17 protein-coding genes and 2 riboswitches are annotated in these 15041 nt (G+C 68.6%); of the genes, 5 read left to right on the top strand and 12 right to left on the bottom strand.

The window, feature by feature from the left end; genetic code table 11:
• Nucleotides 1–16: 16 nt before the first annotated feature.
• Nucleotides 17–131: riboswitch (SAM riboswitch) on the bottom strand.
• 209 nt (nt 132–340) lie between these two features.
• Together ACFP3H_RS21075 and ACFP3H_RS21070 are read left to right on the top strand one after the other, a co-directional pair.
• Nucleotides 341–967, top strand: a complete 627-nt coding sequence (locus tag ACFP3H_RS21075) for an FMN-dependent NADH-azoreductase (protein ID WP_378608601.1) — start codon at nt 341–343, stop codon at nt 965–967.
• Nucleotides 945–2135: an MFS transporter gene (locus ACFP3H_RS21070; RefSeq protein WP_378608600.1), complete on the top strand. Its 1191-nt coding sequence runs from the start codon at nt 945–947 to the stop codon at nt 2133–2135. Before ACFP3H_RS21075 ends, ACFP3H_RS21070 begins: the two co-directional genes overlap by 23 nt.
• Before the next feature lie 44 nt (nt 2136–2179).
• Here ACFP3H_RS21070 and ACFP3H_RS21065 read toward each other — a convergent pair whose 3' ends face one another.
• The 4 genes from ACFP3H_RS21065 to ACFP3H_RS21050 all read right to left on the bottom strand — a co-directional run bounded on the left by ACFP3H_RS21065 (nt 2180) and on the right by ACFP3H_RS21050 (nt 4819).
• The gene (locus ACFP3H_RS21065; protein ID WP_378608598.1) at nt 2180–2392 is read right to left on the bottom strand and encodes a DUF2191 domain-containing protein; all 213 of its coding nucleotides are present in this window, start codon (nt 2390–2392) and stop codon (nt 2180–2182) included.
• A 92-nt stretch (nt 2393–2484) separates the two neighbouring features.
• Nucleotides 2485–3327, bottom strand: a complete 843-nt coding sequence (locus tag ACFP3H_RS21060; protein WP_378608597.1) for a hypothetical protein — start codon at nt 3325–3327, stop codon at nt 2485–2487.
• Nucleotides 3321–4043: an HAD family hydrolase gene (locus ACFP3H_RS21055; protein WP_378608595.1), complete on the bottom strand. Its 723-nt coding sequence runs from the start codon at nt 4041–4043 to the stop codon at nt 3321–3323. Before ACFP3H_RS21055 ends, ACFP3H_RS21060 begins: the two co-directional genes overlap by 7 nt.
• A complete protein-coding gene (locus ACFP3H_RS21050; RefSeq protein ID WP_378608594.1) occupies nt 4040–4819 on the bottom strand; it encodes an AfsA-related hotdog domain-containing protein in 780 nt (259 codons plus the stop codon). Before ACFP3H_RS21050 ends, ACFP3H_RS21055 begins: the two co-directional genes overlap by 4 nt.
• Nucleotides 4820–4833: 14 nt before the next feature.
• Nucleotides 4834–4945: riboswitch (SAM riboswitch) on the bottom strand.
• A gap of 146 nt (nt 4946–5091) precedes the next feature.
• Here ACFP3H_RS21050 and ACFP3H_RS21045 point away from each other — a divergent pair.
• Nucleotides 5092–5544 carry an SRPBCC family protein gene (locus tag ACFP3H_RS21045; RefSeq protein WP_378608593.1) on the top strand — a complete coding sequence of 151 codons (453 nt, stop codon included), beginning with the start codon at nt 5092–5094 and terminating at the stop codon, nt 5542–5544.
• A gap of 140 nt (nt 5545–5684) precedes the next feature.
• On the opposite strand, the gene ACFP3H_RS21040 is transcribed toward ACFP3H_RS21045, so the two are convergent.
• A complete protein-coding gene (locus tag ACFP3H_RS21040) occupies nt 5685–6464 on the bottom strand; it encodes an alpha/beta fold hydrolase (protein ID WP_378608592.1) in 780 nt (259 codons plus the stop codon).
• A gap of 207 nt (nt 6465–6671) precedes the next feature.
• Here ACFP3H_RS21040 and ACFP3H_RS21035 point away from each other — a divergent pair, with 207 nt between their 5' ends.
• The gene (locus tag ACFP3H_RS21035; protein ID WP_378608591.1) at nt 6672–7472 is read left to right on the top strand and encodes a DUF6585 family protein; all 801 of its coding nucleotides are present in this window, start codon (nt 6672–6674) and stop codon (nt 7470–7472) included.
• Nucleotides 7473–7638: 166 nt separating this feature from the next.
• Here the strand turns inward: ACFP3H_RS21035 and groL are convergent, their stop codons facing one another.
• Nucleotides 7639–9264: a chaperonin GroEL gene (gene groL / locus ACFP3H_RS21030; protein ID WP_378608589.1), complete on the bottom strand. Its 1626-nt coding sequence runs from the start codon at nt 9262–9264 to the stop codon at nt 7639–7641.
• Nucleotides 9265–9490: 226 nt separating this feature from the next.
• On the bottom strand, nt 9491–10216 hold the full coding sequence (locus ACFP3H_RS21025) for a Clp protease N-terminal domain-containing protein (protein ID WP_378608588.1): 726 nt from the start codon (nt 10214–10216) through the stop codon (nt 9491–9493).
• Between the two features lie 55 nt (nt 10217–10271).
• On the opposite strand from ACFP3H_RS21025, the gene ACFP3H_RS21020 reads away from it, so the two are divergent.
• On the top strand, nt 10272–10631 hold the full coding sequence (locus ACFP3H_RS21020) for a hypothetical protein (RefSeq protein ID WP_378608586.1): 360 nt from the start codon (nt 10272–10274) through the stop codon (nt 10629–10631).
• Here ACFP3H_RS21020 and ACFP3H_RS21015 read toward each other — a convergent pair.
• The 5 genes from ACFP3H_RS21015 to ACFP3H_RS20995 form a co-directional block, all read right to left on the bottom strand.
• Entirely contained in the window at nt 10612–11694 is a 1083-nt protein-coding gene (locus ACFP3H_RS21015) for an NAD(P)/FAD-dependent oxidoreductase (RefSeq protein WP_378608585.1), read from the bottom strand. The genes ACFP3H_RS21020 and ACFP3H_RS21015 overlap by 20 nt on opposite strands.
• A 209-nt stretch (nt 11695–11903) precedes the next feature.
• Nucleotides 11904–12779: an RNA polymerase sigma-70 factor gene (locus ACFP3H_RS21010; RefSeq protein ID WP_378608583.1), complete on the bottom strand. Its 876-nt coding sequence runs from the start codon at nt 12777–12779 to the stop codon at nt 11904–11906.
• Between the two features lie 202 nt (nt 12780–12981).
• Nucleotides 12982–13863: a CDP-alcohol phosphatidyltransferase family protein gene (locus ACFP3H_RS21005; RefSeq protein ID WP_378608582.1), complete on the bottom strand. Its 882-nt coding sequence runs from the start codon at nt 13861–13863 to the stop codon at nt 12982–12984.
• A complete protein-coding gene (locus ACFP3H_RS21000) occupies nt 13860–14573 on the bottom strand; it encodes a phosphatidylserine decarboxylase (RefSeq protein ID WP_378608580.1) in 714 nt (237 codons plus the stop codon). The genes ACFP3H_RS21005 and ACFP3H_RS21000 overlap by 4 nt, the downstream gene beginning before the upstream one ends.
• A gap of 70 nt (nt 14574–14643) precedes the next feature.
• Nucleotides 14644–14916, bottom strand: coding sequence for a GlsB/YeaQ/YmgE family stress response membrane protein (locus tag ACFP3H_RS20995; RefSeq protein WP_378608579.1), 273 nt, complete (start codon nt 14914–14916; stop codon nt 14644–14646).
• Between the last annotated feature and the right edge of the window lie 125 nt (nt 14917–15041).

The following is a 15041-nucleotide window of genomic DNA, read 5'->3' as shown; positions in this document are numbered from 1 at the left end:
GGTTTTTCCTTCTTGGATACAGCGCTTGCGATACCTGATCGATATCGCCTGGTCGTCACCCGGGGCACCCCACCGCAAGCGAGGGTTGCCGATCAGCGAGCCGGGGCTCGAAACTGCTGATACTCGTGACCGTGGGGCGAAATGTAGCAGCGGATTCGGCAGTGCCCCGGGTACCCGATGTGGTTGCGGGGCAGTCGGATACCGGGCTAGCTGCGACAATCCGCGCGTACGTCGTTGGGATCAGCTCGAGACAAAAGAACGCGGTCGCGGCGGGTGCGGTGATCGGCGCAGGATGCGACAAATCATTGTCGTCGACGGCCCCGATCGGTACTTCTAGTCCATGACCACTCTGCTGCACATCAATGCTTCCGCACGTGGCGAACTCAGCCAATCCCGCTCTATCGCAACGACTTTCATCGAAGCGCTCGCGACGAAGGATCACGATCTGACGGTCGACACCCTCGACCTGTTCGAGGCGGGCCTACCCGACTTCGGCACGCACGCCGCCGCCGCCAAACTGGCGGTGTTCACCGGCTCCGAGCAGACCCCCGAACAGGTCGCCGCCTGGGAGCGGGCGCGCGCGGTGTTCGACCGGTTCGCCGCCGCCGACCTCTACGTGCTCAACCTGCCGATCTGGAACCACGGGCTGCCCTACATCCTCAAGCAGTACATCGACATCGTCACCCAGCCCGGCTGGGCGTTCGGTTTCGACCCCGAACTCGGCTACAGCGGCCTGCTCGAGGGCAAGCGCGCGGTCACCGTGTTCACCGCGGGCGTGCACCAGCCGGGCGTGCCGATCGAGTTCGGCAGCGACTACGCCACCCCCTACGTGCACGACTGGCTGCGCTTCGTCGGCGTGAAGGACGTCGCGGAACTGCGGCTCGCGCCGACCGTGCTCACCGAGGACCCGCAGGTCGGGTTCGCCGCGGCGCAGGAGCGAGCGCGTGAGCTCGCCGGCGACTACTGAGACGGCGGAGCGGGGGTGGGCGCCGACGGGGAGAACAGTCGCGACGATCTGTGCCGTAGGGATTCTCGTCGTCGGCCAGCTCTACGTGGTGCTGCCGGTGCTCGGCGATCTGGCCGCGGAGTGGGGCACCTCCCGCGCCGCGGCCACCTGGACAACGACTGCGTTCGGGCTCGCCTACGGCGCCGGGTTCCTGGTCACCGGCCCGCTCTCGGACCGGTGGGGTCGTCGCCCGGTGATCGTCGGGGGCCTGGCGGCGACAACCTTGTCCACCCTTGTGGTGATCGCGGCGCCGAGTCTGAGCGCCGGGCTCGCCGCGCGGGTGGTACAGGGCCTGACGGCTTCCTTCTTCGCGCCCGCCGCGTTCGCCTACCTGGCCGAACGCATCGCACCGCGGCGTCGAGTCCTGGCACTGACGTGTCTGACCAGCTCGTTTCTCGGCGCAGGCGTGATCGCGCAGGTGCTGGCCCAGCTCGTCGACGACGCCTTCGGGTGGCGGGCGGTGTTCGTGGCGGGGGCGGTGGCGTTCGCGATCTCGGCGCTGGTGTCGCTCGTGGTACTCGAACCCGGCGCCGATCGGAATGCCTCGGCGGGCTCGGCCTTCACCGCGTTCGCCGCCTTGCTGCGCGTCCCACGATTGGCCCTGCTCTACGCCAGCTGCCTGGCGATCCTCGGCTCCTTCGTCGGGATCTACACCGGCGTGCAACTCGCACCGCCCGACGGCGTCGGCACCAGTAGCGCGGCCCTGCTCGCCCTGCGCGCCAGCGCCATCCCCGCGATGATCGCCATCCCCCTGCTGGCCACCCGCCTCGCCACGATCAACCCCGAACGACGCCTGATCACCGCCCTCACCGTCGCGGGCGCCACCGCCGCGATCGCCGCCGTACCACTCGGCGGAATCTGGGTCGCCACCTGGCTTTTCGTCTTCGTCGCCGCCATCGCGGTAGCCGCCCCCGCCGCCGTCCAAGCCATCGCCACCCACGCGGGCCCCGCCCGAGGCACCGCCACCGCCCTCTACACCTTCACCCTCTTCCTCGGCGCCAGCGCAGGCCCCCAACTAACCAACCTGGTAGCCCACCACGGCTTCCCCACCGTCTCCCTAACCATCGCCACCCTCGCCCTAACCGGCGCCACCCTGGCTTTCGCCTCCACCAAGACCCCCACCCCCTGACCCACCGGGCCGTCACCGCACAGTGGGGCCCGGTTTCCATCGGTTCATCGGCGGTAGGCGGACTTGTTGCCCAGGAACTCGTCGAAGTCGCCCGCGTCCGCCATCTCACTCAGCTTCGACAGTGCGCGAAGGCGTTCCAGGCGGGCGCTCACTTCGCGCAGGGCAGCGTTGACGGTGTCGTTCTCCGACTTCGTCCCGAGTACTTCCGCTGCGGCTGCCAGCGCGTCCACGTCGATCTCGAGGGATGTCCTCAGCATCTTCATGTCCACCTCTGTACACCTGTACGCCGCCGCGTAACGCAGAAAGGCCCCCGCCGGGGAAAGGGGCGGGGGCTGTCTGTTGTCGGGGTTCAGGGGCGGGTGGTGAAGTCTTCGAAGGTGGGGGTGGGGGGTTTGAGTTGGGCGTGGATGTCGCCGCCGAGTCCGAAGTGGCCGATGGCGCCGCCGTAGTTCTGTTGGTAGCTCTGCCAGAGGACTACGACGCTGATGATGCGGTTGGCGTCGGGGGTGGTGGGGGCGGGGAAGGGGTTGGGGAGGGTGGCTCGGTAGGTGGCGGTGCCGTCGGTGGCGGTGGTGAAGACGTTCGGGACACCGAGCGGGCCTGGGCGGGTGGGGGACTCGGGGTCCAGGTCGCGGGAGCGCAGGGACATCACGGTGTAGAGGGAGTCGGGGATCAGGCCGGTGAAGTCGAAGGCGAAATGGGCTGCGCGTTCGTCGTCGCTGAGGGATACCTCCACCGTGCCGCGGGCTTGCAGCCACTGGCCGAGGGTGACCGGTTCGGTGAGTTTGCGGCCGTCCTCGACGCGCAGGTCGGGGATCGGTACCTCGTGGAAGGGGTAGCTGGGGCGGGTCACCTCGGCCGCGTGGGGTAACTGATCGGGGGCGAAGACGATCGGATAGTTGTTGGCGGGCAACGGTAATGGGAGGGTGTGCAGGACCAGCGCGGCGTCTTCGGCCGAAAGTTCTTCCGGCAGTTCACGAACCACCCGGTAGGGCAGATTCGTGCCGAAGGGCGGCAGCGCGGTGTCGGCCGCGACGACGGCACGCCCCCACCGCCTGATCACCGAACCATCGGGACCTTCCTCGTTCAGGAACCCCACCACGATGAAATCGCCTGCGGCATCGACGATCTCACTGGGCGGATAGAGCGGCCCCTGCGTGGTGGGAGTCAGCTCGTACAGACGCTTCACCATACGGACGCCGCCTCTCGATCATCGGCGAACTCGTTGCCGTGGGCATCACCGAGGGCATCGCCCAGATGACGCCAGGCACCGCTCTCGGCGGCCCGCACCAGCGTCGGATCACTGCCGCGATAGGCGGGACGCGCGACCAACCAGAGAAACGGCAGGTCCGTGCCGTGATCGCCGTACCCCCAGGTGTCACGGGCACTGATCTCGTGCGCCCGCAGGTACTCCACCACCGCCTCCCCCTTGGCCGCGCCGATCATCGGCCTGCGCACCTCACCGGTGAGCACGCCGAACTCGTCGACCACCGGCTCGGTGACGATGAGGTCATCGGCCCCGATCGCCGCCCCCACCGGCCCGATCACCGGCGCGAACGATCCGGACAGCAACACCGTGCGCACCCCGGACGCGGCGTGCTCGCGCAGGGCCCGCACCGGCTCGGCGTAGAACGCGGCACCCTCGGCCACGAACCCGTCGAACCAGCGCTGCCCGGCGGCCACCAGCGCGGCGTACTCGACGCCGCGATAGGTCCGGTAGTACTCCCGATTGATCTCCTCGCGCGGTGCGCCCGCCTGCGCCCGCGCCTTGAGATCGTCGGCGACACGGGCGTATTCGCTGCCGTCGTCCCCGTTCTCGGCCAGCCAGAACCGCAGGAACGTGAACATCGACTTCACGGTGATCAGGGTTTCGTCGACGTCGAAGAACGCCACGCCGTGATCGCTCATGCCGACGCCGCCAGGTACGCGGTGACCGCCTTGGCCGCCTTGGCCCGCTCGATCTGGGCGATCCGCTCATTGGGCAGCGCCGCGAACTCGATCCGCGAGCGCGCCACACTCTTGCCGAACTGGCGCACCTCGGTCTCGATCACGAACTCCAACTTGCCCGGATCCTCGACCGAGACCGGCGTGAGCTGGGCGTGCAGGGTCGCCGGGAGCGGGAACAGGAACGAGGTGAACCGCAGGTCGACGTTGTTCCAGACGAGGTAGAAGTGCTCCTGCGGGCTGCGCACCCCGTATTCGAGTTCGAACGCGGCCAGGAACAGCTGGCGCACCGCCTCGATCACCACGATGCCCTGCACGTGCTCGCCGGTCTGATGATCGAGCAGCAGCTCGTTGTCGCTGTCCAGGCGCAGCTCGGCCCGGAAGACGTTCTCGTCGGTGCGCGTCAGATCGGCCAGCAACACATTGGAGTGCTGGTACTTGTGCACGTGGTGGCGACGCGCCGGCTCGGCGACCTCGCCGAGCACCCGCACGCGCGCCTGCGGTGCGTGCACGGCCGCCACGTGCTCGAGGTAGTCGAGATCGTGGCGGGTGAGCCCCTGACCCAGGTGAACGACCAGTTCCGACCCGGTGAAGCGACCGCCGCGCAGCAGCGCGACCAGGCCCGACACGGTGTGTACCCGCTCGTCGGCGGTGATGCCGAGGAACCGGTCGGCCACCACGACGAAGGTGGTCGCCACCGCCTCGGGGGTCTGGGTTGAGTCGAGCTGGACAACAGACATGACAGACCTCCAGGAAAAGACGCTTACGGGGGGATCCCCACCCATCCGGTCGTCACCCGGAGCACCCCGCCGCCGATGGAGGGTTGCCGCCCAGCAAGCCGGGGCTCGAAGCTGGAACTCGTGACCGTGTCCTGAAACTTATTCCGGCGCAATAGTTTTGAAAACCATTCCGACCAGCATGCGAAAAAATCCGACTCCGGGCGGAGGGCGGGCCGGGTCGCGGTGCCTATGCTGTGCGTGACTGTCCGTCACGCATAACCCCGGAGGCAACGTTGCCGAACACCCTCGAAGCCAGCATCGACATCGCCGCATCGCCGGAGAAAGTGTGGGCGGTGCTGTCCGACCTGCGCCGGATGCCCGAACTCAGCCCGACGACGGTGAAGATGATCGCGCTCGGCGGGGTGCGCGACGGCGCGTTCACCGTCAACGTGAACAAGGTCGGCTGGAAGGTCTACCCGACCACCTCGCGGATCGTGCGCTTCGACGCCAACCGCACGCTGGCATTCCGCATGAACGAGAACCGCACCGTGTGGACCTACCTGCTCGAGCCGACCGCCACCGGCACCCGCGTGGTCGAGACCCGCACGGTCGACCCCAAGGGCCTGCCCGGCTGGCTGACGGCGGCGATCAAGGTCGCGATGGGCGGCGAGCAGAAGTTCGAGGCCGACCTGGTCGCGGGCATGGAGGAGACGCTGAACCGGGTCAAGGTCGCCGCGGAGCGCTGACCTTGACCGGAGCCCGTCGGAGCTGATCCGGCGGGCTCTCGTCGTCATGTCAGGTTGTCGCCGTCGAGCGTCTGCGCGCCGCGCGGTTTCCGGAGCGCCGCGAGTTGGTGGGCCGATGGGCGCCGGGGACGTTCGTGGTGTCAGCGGGTTCCAGCGATGAAATCGCCCAGGACGGAGACGAATTCGTCGGGCTGCTCGATCTGCGGGGAGTGACCCGCGTGTTCGACGAGGTGGGTTCGCGCGCCCGCCGCGGCGAAACGGGCCAGGGTTTCGGTGCTGTCGTAGAGGTTGTCGTGGCGGCCGTGGATGGCCAGGACCGGCTGGCGGAGGGCTCGCGCGCGGACGTCGAGCGGCTTCGCGGCGAAGTCGTCGGCGCGGGCGCCCACCGCGTAGGCGAGGCCGGTAGGCAGGGCGGCGCGGAAGTCACGCACGAGCGCGTCGGCCAGGCCCGGCGCCGACTGGTAGCGGAAGCGGGACGCGAAGAAGGAACGGTTCGCCAGCCGGATCACCGGGCCGGGCGTCCACTGCTGGGCCAGCCGCACCGACCACGGGCGCACCACCCATTTCGCGACGGACGGGATACTCGCCGCACCGTAGTCCGGGGCCTGACCGACCACCACGACGCGGGCCACGCGTGGGGAGACCGCAGCCAGTTCCAGGGCGATCTCGGCGCCGAAGGAGTGTCCGACCACCGTCACGTCGGTGAGGTCGAGGTCGTCGAGCAGCGCGGTAAGCGGGACGGTGCGGGCCGCGGCGCTGAAATCGCCGTCGGCGCCCAATTCCCGCGTGTCCACCCGGATCACCCGGTACTCCCCCGCCATCCGCTCGGCGATCCCGGCGAACCAGTCCACCGAACCCGGGATGCCGTGGACGAACACGATCGCGGGCGCGGCGGGATCGCCTTCATCGATGGAGAGCACGTAAACCACCCTAGATCAGGTGGTGTCGACGCCGACAGCGGCGAAGTCAGCCGTTGCCTGCCGCATTACCAACGATTCTTGCGCCGCGCTACCCTCTGCTCGAGCATTCCGCCCGGTCGTGGCAAGGATTCTCGCCCCACACCGGTGGCAATATTCCGCCGGTTCGCTTACGCTTCGCCGCGGATGAATCGCCTCATGGAGGGATTAGTGATCACTCCGAACAGGCCGGAGGACGGTGCCGACAACCGGCACCGGGTGCCGTTGACCCAACTGATACACCTGATGTCGGAGTATCAGCACCTCGGCGCGCATCGAGACACCTTCCTCGCCACCCCCGCCGACGACACCTTCGTGCGCGGCTGCGGCATCGTCGCGGGCTGTATCGCCACCATCGGCGTCATCGTGGGCGCCGTCGGGTCGTGGCAGGGCGGTCTGACCCTGCTCGTCGTGGCCGCCGCGCCCGTGCTGCTCGCGCTGCGACGCGGGGTGATCAACCGGCAGAACCGCGCGGCCCGGATCGACCTGTTCGACCACGGCGTCACCGTCTACCGGTCCGGGCAGCGGGTGGCCGGATTCCGTTGGGACAGCACCGAAGTGCGCCAACACGAGATCCCGTTCCACGACACCGTGCCGGTCACCTACCTGCTGGAACTGTCCGGCCCCGGCGGCGTCGAGGCGACCATCGACGAAGAGGGCTTCGCCCGCGCCCGCGAATGGGCCCGCGCCATCCAATCCGCCGTCACCGCAACCCAACTCCCCGCCGCGGTAGCCGCCATCGACAACGGCGAAACCGTCGCGTTCGGCGACGTCGCCCTGTCCCTGGACGCCCTCACCTACCGCACCGAATCCCTTGCCTGGGAAGACATCCAACTCATCGACGCCCGCAGCGGCCACATCCGCATCAAACTCGCGGGCATGTGGATGTCGCTGGCCCCCGTCAGCACCATCCCCAACTTCTACATCTTCAACGAACTAGCCGAAAGACTCCGCCTCACCCCCGTCGGCTGAGACATCACCCCACGACGAGTCGCTCCGCTCCGAAGTCCGCGATGATCTCCATGCGGCCACCGAGCGCCTCGATGTAGGCGGCGAGAGGAAGCTGTGGAACGACGAAGGCCGGTCCACTCGGAAGTGGACCGGCCTTCGTGGCTTGCGGGAACTGCTGATCAGGGGATCAGAAGTCCATGCCGCCCATGCCACCGGTGGGGTCGCCCGCGGGGGCGGACTTCTCCGGCTTGTCGGCGACGACGGCCTCGGTGGTGAGGAAGAGCGCGGCGATGGAGGCCGCGTTCTGCAGGGCAGAACGGGTCACCTTGACCGGGTCGGCAACGCCGGCGGCCAGCAGGTTCTCGTAGACACCGGTGTCGGCGTTCAGGCCTTCGCCCTCGGGGAGGTTGGAGACCTTCTCGGCCACGACGCCGGGCTCGAGGCCCGCGTTGAAGGCGATCTGCTTGAGCGGAGCCGACAGCGCGACGCGCACGATGTTGACACCGGTCGCCTCGTCGGCGGTCAGGCCGTTGAAGCCGTCGAGCGCGGGCGCGGCCTGCAGCAGCGCGACGCCACCACCGGCGACGATGCCCTCTTCGACGGCGGCCTTGGCGTTACGCACGGCATCTTCGATGCGGTGCTTGCGCTCCTTGAGCTCGACCTCGGTAGCGGCACCGGCCTTGATCACCGCGACGCCACCGGCCAGCTTGGCCAGACGCTCCTGCAGCTTCTCACGGTCGTAATCCGAATCCGAGGACTCGATCTCGGCGCGGATCTGCTGCACGCGGCCCTTGATGGCCTCCGCGTCGCCCGAACCCTCGACGATGGTGGTCTCGTCCTTGGTGATGACGACCTTGCGCGCGGTGCCGAGCAGCTCGAGACCGGCGGTCTCCAGCGACAGGCCGACCTCTTCGCTGATGACCTCGCCACCGGTGAGGATGGCGATATCGGCCAGCTGGGCCTTGCGACGGTCACCGAAGCCGGGCGCCTTGACGGCGACGGACTTGAAGGTGCCACGGATCTTGTTCACGACCAGGGTCGAGAGGGCTTCACCCTCGACGTCCTCGGCGATGATCAGCAGCGGCTTGCCGGCCTGGATGACCTTCTCCAGCAGCGGCAGCAGGTCCTTGACGGTCGAGATCTTCGACGCGACCAGCAGGATGTACGGATCCTCGAGGACCGCTTCCTGACGCTCGGGGTCGGTCACGAAGTAACCGGAGATGTAGCCCTTGTCGAAGCGCATGCCCTCGGTCAGCTCCAGCTGGAGCCCGAAGGTGTTGCTCTCCTCGACGGTGATGACACCTTCCTTGCCGACCTTGTCCATCGCCTCGGCGATGAGCTGGCCGATGGCCGGGTCGCCCGCGGAGATACCAGCGGTAGCAGCGATCTGCTCCTTGGTGTCGATCTCCTTGGCGGTGTCGAGCAGACGAGCGGTGACGGCCTCGACGGCCTTCTCGATGCCGCGCTTGAGGCCGAGGGGGTTCGCGCCGGCCGCGACGTTGCGCAGACCTTCACGCACGAGCGCCTGGGCCAGCACGGTGGCGGTGGTCGTACCGTCGCCGGCGACGTCATCCGTCTTCTTGGCGACTTCCTTGACCAGCTCGGCGCCGATCTTCTCGTACGGGTCCTCGAGGTCGATCTCCTTGGCGATGGACACACCATCGTTGGTGATCGTGGGGGCGCCCCACTTCTTCTCGAGCACGACGTTGCGACCCTTCGGGCCCAGCGTCACCTTGACAGCGTCGGCGAGGGCGTTCAGACCCCGCTCGAGGCCGCGACGGGCCTCTTCGTCGTACGCAATTGTCTTGGCCATTGCGTTGAGATCCTCCACATGTCTATGGCTGACACACGAGACGACCACAGGTTGGATCGCCCCAAAGTACGCTGGCCAGGAGGTGCCCGCGACGGACGACCGAGGGTGTCGATGGAACCCGATCTCACCGTCCCGACCTGGCACTCACAAGTGCAGAGTGCCAAAGCCTTTTTAGCACTCACCGGTGCCGAGTGCAAGGTCGAGACGATGCGATCAGGCCGTGTCGCTACTCGTCGGCGGGGGTCAGAAAAGCAGCCAGCAGCTCGACGAGATCGGTTTCGACCTGGTTCTTGTCGAGCCCGAGTCCGCTGAGCACGCCCGATCCGTTCTCCTGCTCGAGCAGTGCGAGCAGGATGTGCTCGGTGCCGACATAGTTGTGGCCCAGGCGCAGCGCCTCGCGAAAGGTGAGTTCGAGGACCTTCTTGGTGTCACCGTCGAACGGGATGAGCGCGGGGACGGCACCGTCGGCGGCGGGCAGCGAGGCGGTGGCGGCCACGCGCACCGCGTCGAGATCCACCCCGCGCGCGACGATCTCCCTGGCCGCCAACCCCTCGGACTGCCCGATCAGACCGAGGATCAAGTGCCCCAGCGAGATCTGGCCGCTGCCGGACGTGCGCGCCGCCTCCTGCGAGTCGACGACCACCGCCCTGGCCCGATCGGTGAACTTGGCGAAGCCGGCCTGCGGGTCCATCGCGGCGGTGTCGCTGGGCCCCTTCGGCACGAATCGCTTCTGCACGGCCTGCTTGCTGACGCCCATGCTCGCGCCGATATCGGTCCAGGAGGCGCCGGAGCGACGGGCCTGGTCGACGAAGTGGCCGATCAGATGGTCGGCGGTCTCGCCGAGATGACCGGCGGCGACCACGGCGTCGGAGAGTTGGTCGAGGACATTGTCGGGGCGGGCCTTCTTGATGCCGTCGATGAGGTCGTCGAGGCGAATGTTCGGAGTGCTCATGCGTCAACTCTAGGTTGACGTTGCGTGGTCGTCAACGGTTGGTTGACGATCGGTGATGGCACAGCGGGCGATCGTCGTCACGGTGGCGTGCGTGGTCGGCGCCGCGCGACTGCTGTGGCCGCGGCCCGGACTCGACGAACAACCCGGTTCGACACAGCGGCAGTTGGCGTTCGTTCGAGATGCCCTCGACGAAGGGTCCGATACCGCCGCGCAGCAACTGTTTCCGGAGGGCTACCTGTTCTCGAACGTTCTCTACGGACTCACGTGGGTGCAGGCCGCGCACACCGACCCGGGGCTGCGCGAAGGTGGCATAAACGTGCACACAGGCGCGAATGTGCGCCCGAATTCGGCCTCGACTCACCACGAGTGCACGTTTATGCCACTCATCGGGCTCGCTAGCGCAAACCCACCGTGAAGGCGGTGCCGCGCACGATCAGTTCCTTCAGCACCACACCGATCCGGCCGGTGAACACCGTGTTCGTCGGGGTGTCGTCAGCCTTGACGACCTGCAACACCGCGTCGTGGCGCCCGAGGCTGATGCACTGCGCGAGGTAGCGGCCCGCCATCGGCTCGGGGTCGCGGCCGCGCGCTCGCGCCGCGATGGCGCCGACCACGTACTGGCCCGCGGGAATGGCTGTCGCGCAGGCCATTCGCAGCGGGCGGCCGTCCACGCCGGTCATCAGCGCGGCATCGCCGATGGCGTAGATGTCGGGGTGGGAGATCGAGCGCAGGGTGTCGTCGGTGCGGATGCGGCCGTCGTCGGCGACCGCGAGGCCCGCTCGGCGAGCCAGGTCGGGGACGGTGAAACCGGTGGTCCAGACGGTGGTGGCGGCGGGCACCAGGGTGCCGTCGGCGAGCCGGAGGGCATCGGGCAGCACCTCGACAACCTTGGCGCCGGAACGGATTTCGACGCCGAGTCGGGTGAGTGCGGCGCGGATCGCCGCGTGCGCGCGCGGGGAGAGCCAGGCGCCGGGGTCCTCGGAGCCGAGCAGGGTGATCGGCGAATCCGGTTGCGACTCGGCCAGTTCGGTGGCGAGTTCGATGCCGGTGGGGCCCGATCCGACGATGACGATCTGGCCCGACAGCTCGGTCACGTCCTCGGCGGTGGCGACGAACTTCGCGTGCTCGGCGGCACCGGGTACGGCGTGGCGGTCGGCTTGGCTGCCGAGGGCGTAGACGAGGGTGTCGTAGTGGATCGTCCACTCGCCGTCGATGGCGACGATCTTGCGTTCCGGGTCCAGATCGGTGACGCGGGCCTGGATGAACTCGATACCCTTGCGCGCCAACGACTTGCGCAGGTCGAGCCGTTTGACCGACTGGCCCGCGGCCTCCTGGTGCAGGCGCACCCGCTGCACGAATTCGGCGCGGCCGTCCACGACGGTGATCTGGGTGTCGCGAGTCTTCTTCGCGAGGGCGCGTGCCGCGGTGAGGCCCGCGTACCCGGCGCCGAGGACGACGATCCGATGCTGACCGGTCATGAGGTGGCTCCTTCTCTCGAAATGCCGACACACCTCAGACCGATCAGCCGCCCCGTTCCTGACACTTCCGTTCGGTGATCCACCTCACAGGCGCGCCGGGTCGGTCGATCGTCACGCACGCGGGGTGGTGACCAGTCGAACGCACCGCCCTCGCAACCCGCACCCAACCGCGGCGCCGAACCCGCGATCCAGCGGTTCCGGTCGCCCGATCACGCGCCGACGGCGGCCAGTTTGGCCGGGTTCACCACCGTGCGGACGGCCGCGATGGCGCCCGCTTCGTCGAAGTCGAAGGCCAGGACGCCGTAGGCCGCGTCGGCATCGAACAGGGCCAGGCTCAGCTCGCCGTTGATCTCGAGGAAGTCGAACCGCACCGTCGGGCTGAGGAAGCGGCGCAGGTTGGACAGGTAGCGCGCGACCACCTCGCCGCCGACCACCGGGCGCTTGGCCGCGACGACCTTGCCGCCGCCGTCGGCGATCGAGACCACGTCGTCGGCGAGCAGTTCGCGCAGCCCGGCCACGTCGCCGGTGGTCGCGGCCAGCAGAAACTTCTCGATCATGGTGCGCGCGTGGTCGGCCGACACCACGAAGCGCTGCTTGCCGGTGCGGACCCGCTGCCCGGCGCGGTGGAAGATCTGCTGCGCGTTCGACTCGGTGAGGTCGAGCATCGCCGCGATCTCGGCGTGCGGATAGCCGAACGCCTCGCGCAGGACGAACACCGCGCGCTCGATCGGGCTGAGCCGTTCCATCGCGGTGAGCAGGGCCAGCGACACCGATTCCCGTTCCTCGACGGAATCGAGCGGACCGAGCGCCCCGCCACCGGTCGGGACGGGTTCGGGCAGCCACTGACCGACATAGGTCTCGCGCCGCGCGCGGGCCGAAACCAACTGGGTCCGACACAGATTCACGGTGACGGTGGTCAACCACGCCTCGGCGTTGCCGATTTCCCCGCGATCGGCCGCGGCCCACCGCAGGTAGACCTCCTGCACCACGTCCTCGGCCTCGGTCGCCGCCCCGAACATCCGATAGGCGAGCGAGAACAACCGCTGCCGATGCCCGATGAATTCAGCGACGCCCTCGGATTCCACCTGTGCCCCTTCGCCCGCAGCCCGATTGCGCAACGGTACCGCCGCGCACCCCGCTTCTCGCCGGCTGTGGTTCATCTCGCAGGCCCGAGGCGGCGGCACCGATCCGGAGCAGTACCGCGAACCCGCCACTCGCCCGCTGTGCTGGTCAGCCCTCGGACCCGAAACGGACGCGTCGACCCGCACGCTCCGGGTGCCGCGGCGATCAGTCGTTGCGTGGGCGCCGTAACCGCAACCGCGCGGAACCCCGCACAGCCGGTCGACGGATCGCAGGCCGACGAATCCCCGGCATCCGCCGCTGGGCGCGACGCTGGGCGCGGCGTTCGGCGGGCTTGTGCTGCCAGGTTTCCGGGCGGGCCGCCACCCAGCGTGCCGATCGCCAGGCGAACGGGATGTGGATCAGGTACAGCGCGACCAGGATCAGCAGCAGCACGATCGGGTAGGTGACCAGCAGCGCGGCGGCCAGGGCGACCAGGACCAGCAGGCCCGCCGCGGCCTGGGGGGCGACCGAGACCGACTTCATGGCCAGGGTCGGGATGGTGCTCACGCACAGCAGGGCGGCGAAGACCGTCCAGGCGGCGACGAAGGCGAAGCTGTCCCACCAGCCGTCACCGAACTGGACCTTCAGCGCGATCGGGACCAGCGCGATCAGCGCGCCGGCGGGCGCGGGCACGCCGACGAAGTACTCGCGTGCCCAGTTCGGGCGGGAGTCGTCGTCCATCAGCGTGTTGAAGCGGGCCAGGCGCAACACCAGGCTCACCGCGAACAACAGCGCCACGATCCAGCCCGCGCTCGACCCGTCGAGCAGGGTCACGTAGATGATCAGCGCGGGCGCGACGCCGAAGGAGATGGCGTCGGAGAGCGAGTCGAGTTCGGCGCCCATCTTCGAGGTCGCGTCGAGCATGCGCGCGAGGCGACCGTCGAGGGTGTCGAGCACCGCGGCCGCGCCGACCATCGCCAACGAGATACCGAGCTGGCCGTCGAGACCGAACTTCACCGCCGACAGGCCCGCACACAGCGCGAGGATGGTGACGACGCTCGGCAGCAGTCGCACCGAACGCGGGCGCCTACGAGCCTGTTCGATCATCCCAGCACAGCCAGGACGGTTTCGGCCCCGATCGTGCGCTGCCCGGGGGCCACCAGCAGTTCGGTGCCGAGCGGGAAGTACGTGTCGACCCGGGAGCCGAAGCGGATCAGGCCGTAGGTGTCGCCGATGGTGAGCACGTCGCAGACGCGGGCGTCGCAGATGATGCGTCGCGCGATCAGGCCGGCGATCTGGACCACCACGACCTGCGCGCCCGCGGCGGTGTCGATCACCATGCTGTTGCGCTCGTTGGCGTCGGAGGCCTCGGGCAGATCGGCGGAGAGGAACGTGCCCGACTGGTAGGCCACCTCGCGCACGGTGCCCGACACCGGAACGCGCTGCACGTGCACGTCGAGCACCGACAGGAAGATGCTCACGCGCGGCAGCGGCGTCTGGCCGAGACCGAGTTCGGCGGGCGGCACCGCGGTGTCGACGAGGGCGACCTCACCGTCGGCGGGCGCCACGACGACGCCGGGCCGGTTCGGCGGGACGCGGTGCGGGTGCCGGAAGAACGCGGCGCACGCGGCGGCGCCCAGCAGGCCGACGCGGCGCACCCACTTGTTGCGGCCGCCGACGACAGCCACCGCCAACGGCACCGCGACGAACGGCAGTCCGGCGGGATGTAGCGGCGGTACAGCGGCCCGCACCAAGTCGACGACGTGGCCGACAGCGGTGGTATCGGGCGTGCCGGGCGGGGTGGGGCGGCGTGCCACGGGCTCCCTCTTTCGTGTGACGACTACAAGCGATCACACCTTACGGGAAGCCCGCGACATCCACCCGTGGTCAGTGCGCCGATTTGCGTCCGGTGAACAGCTTCACCAGGTACAACAGCAGGCAGGCTCCGGCCAGGCAGGTGAAGAAGCTGAAGAACCAGCCACCGCCCGCGACGTCGACACCCACCGCGGCGAGCAGGAAGCCGCCGAGCAGGCCACCCACCACGCCGACGACGATATTGAGCAGAATGCCCTGCTGCGCGTCGGTCTTCATGAACTTGCTGGCTATCCAACCGGCGAGGCCGCCGATGATGATCCAGCCAATGATCCCGAGTCCGAGCATGGGGTCCTCGATCCCTCGAAGGGCGGCGAACAAACGCCTTGCCCCGAGGAAATACCCCCGATCGGTTGTGACAATCGACACTCACATCACGATTGAGACGCTAATATGAGGGTGCCTCATGTCTG

It is taken from the genome of Nocardia lasii, from assembly GCF_042658545.1.
Classification (GTDB): Bacteria; Actinomycetota; Actinomycetes; order Mycobacteriales; family Mycobacteriaceae; genus Nocardia; species Nocardia lasii.
The sequence above is the reverse complement of the archived record's forward strand: the minus strand, read 5'-3'. Positions and strand labels throughout refer to the sequence as shown.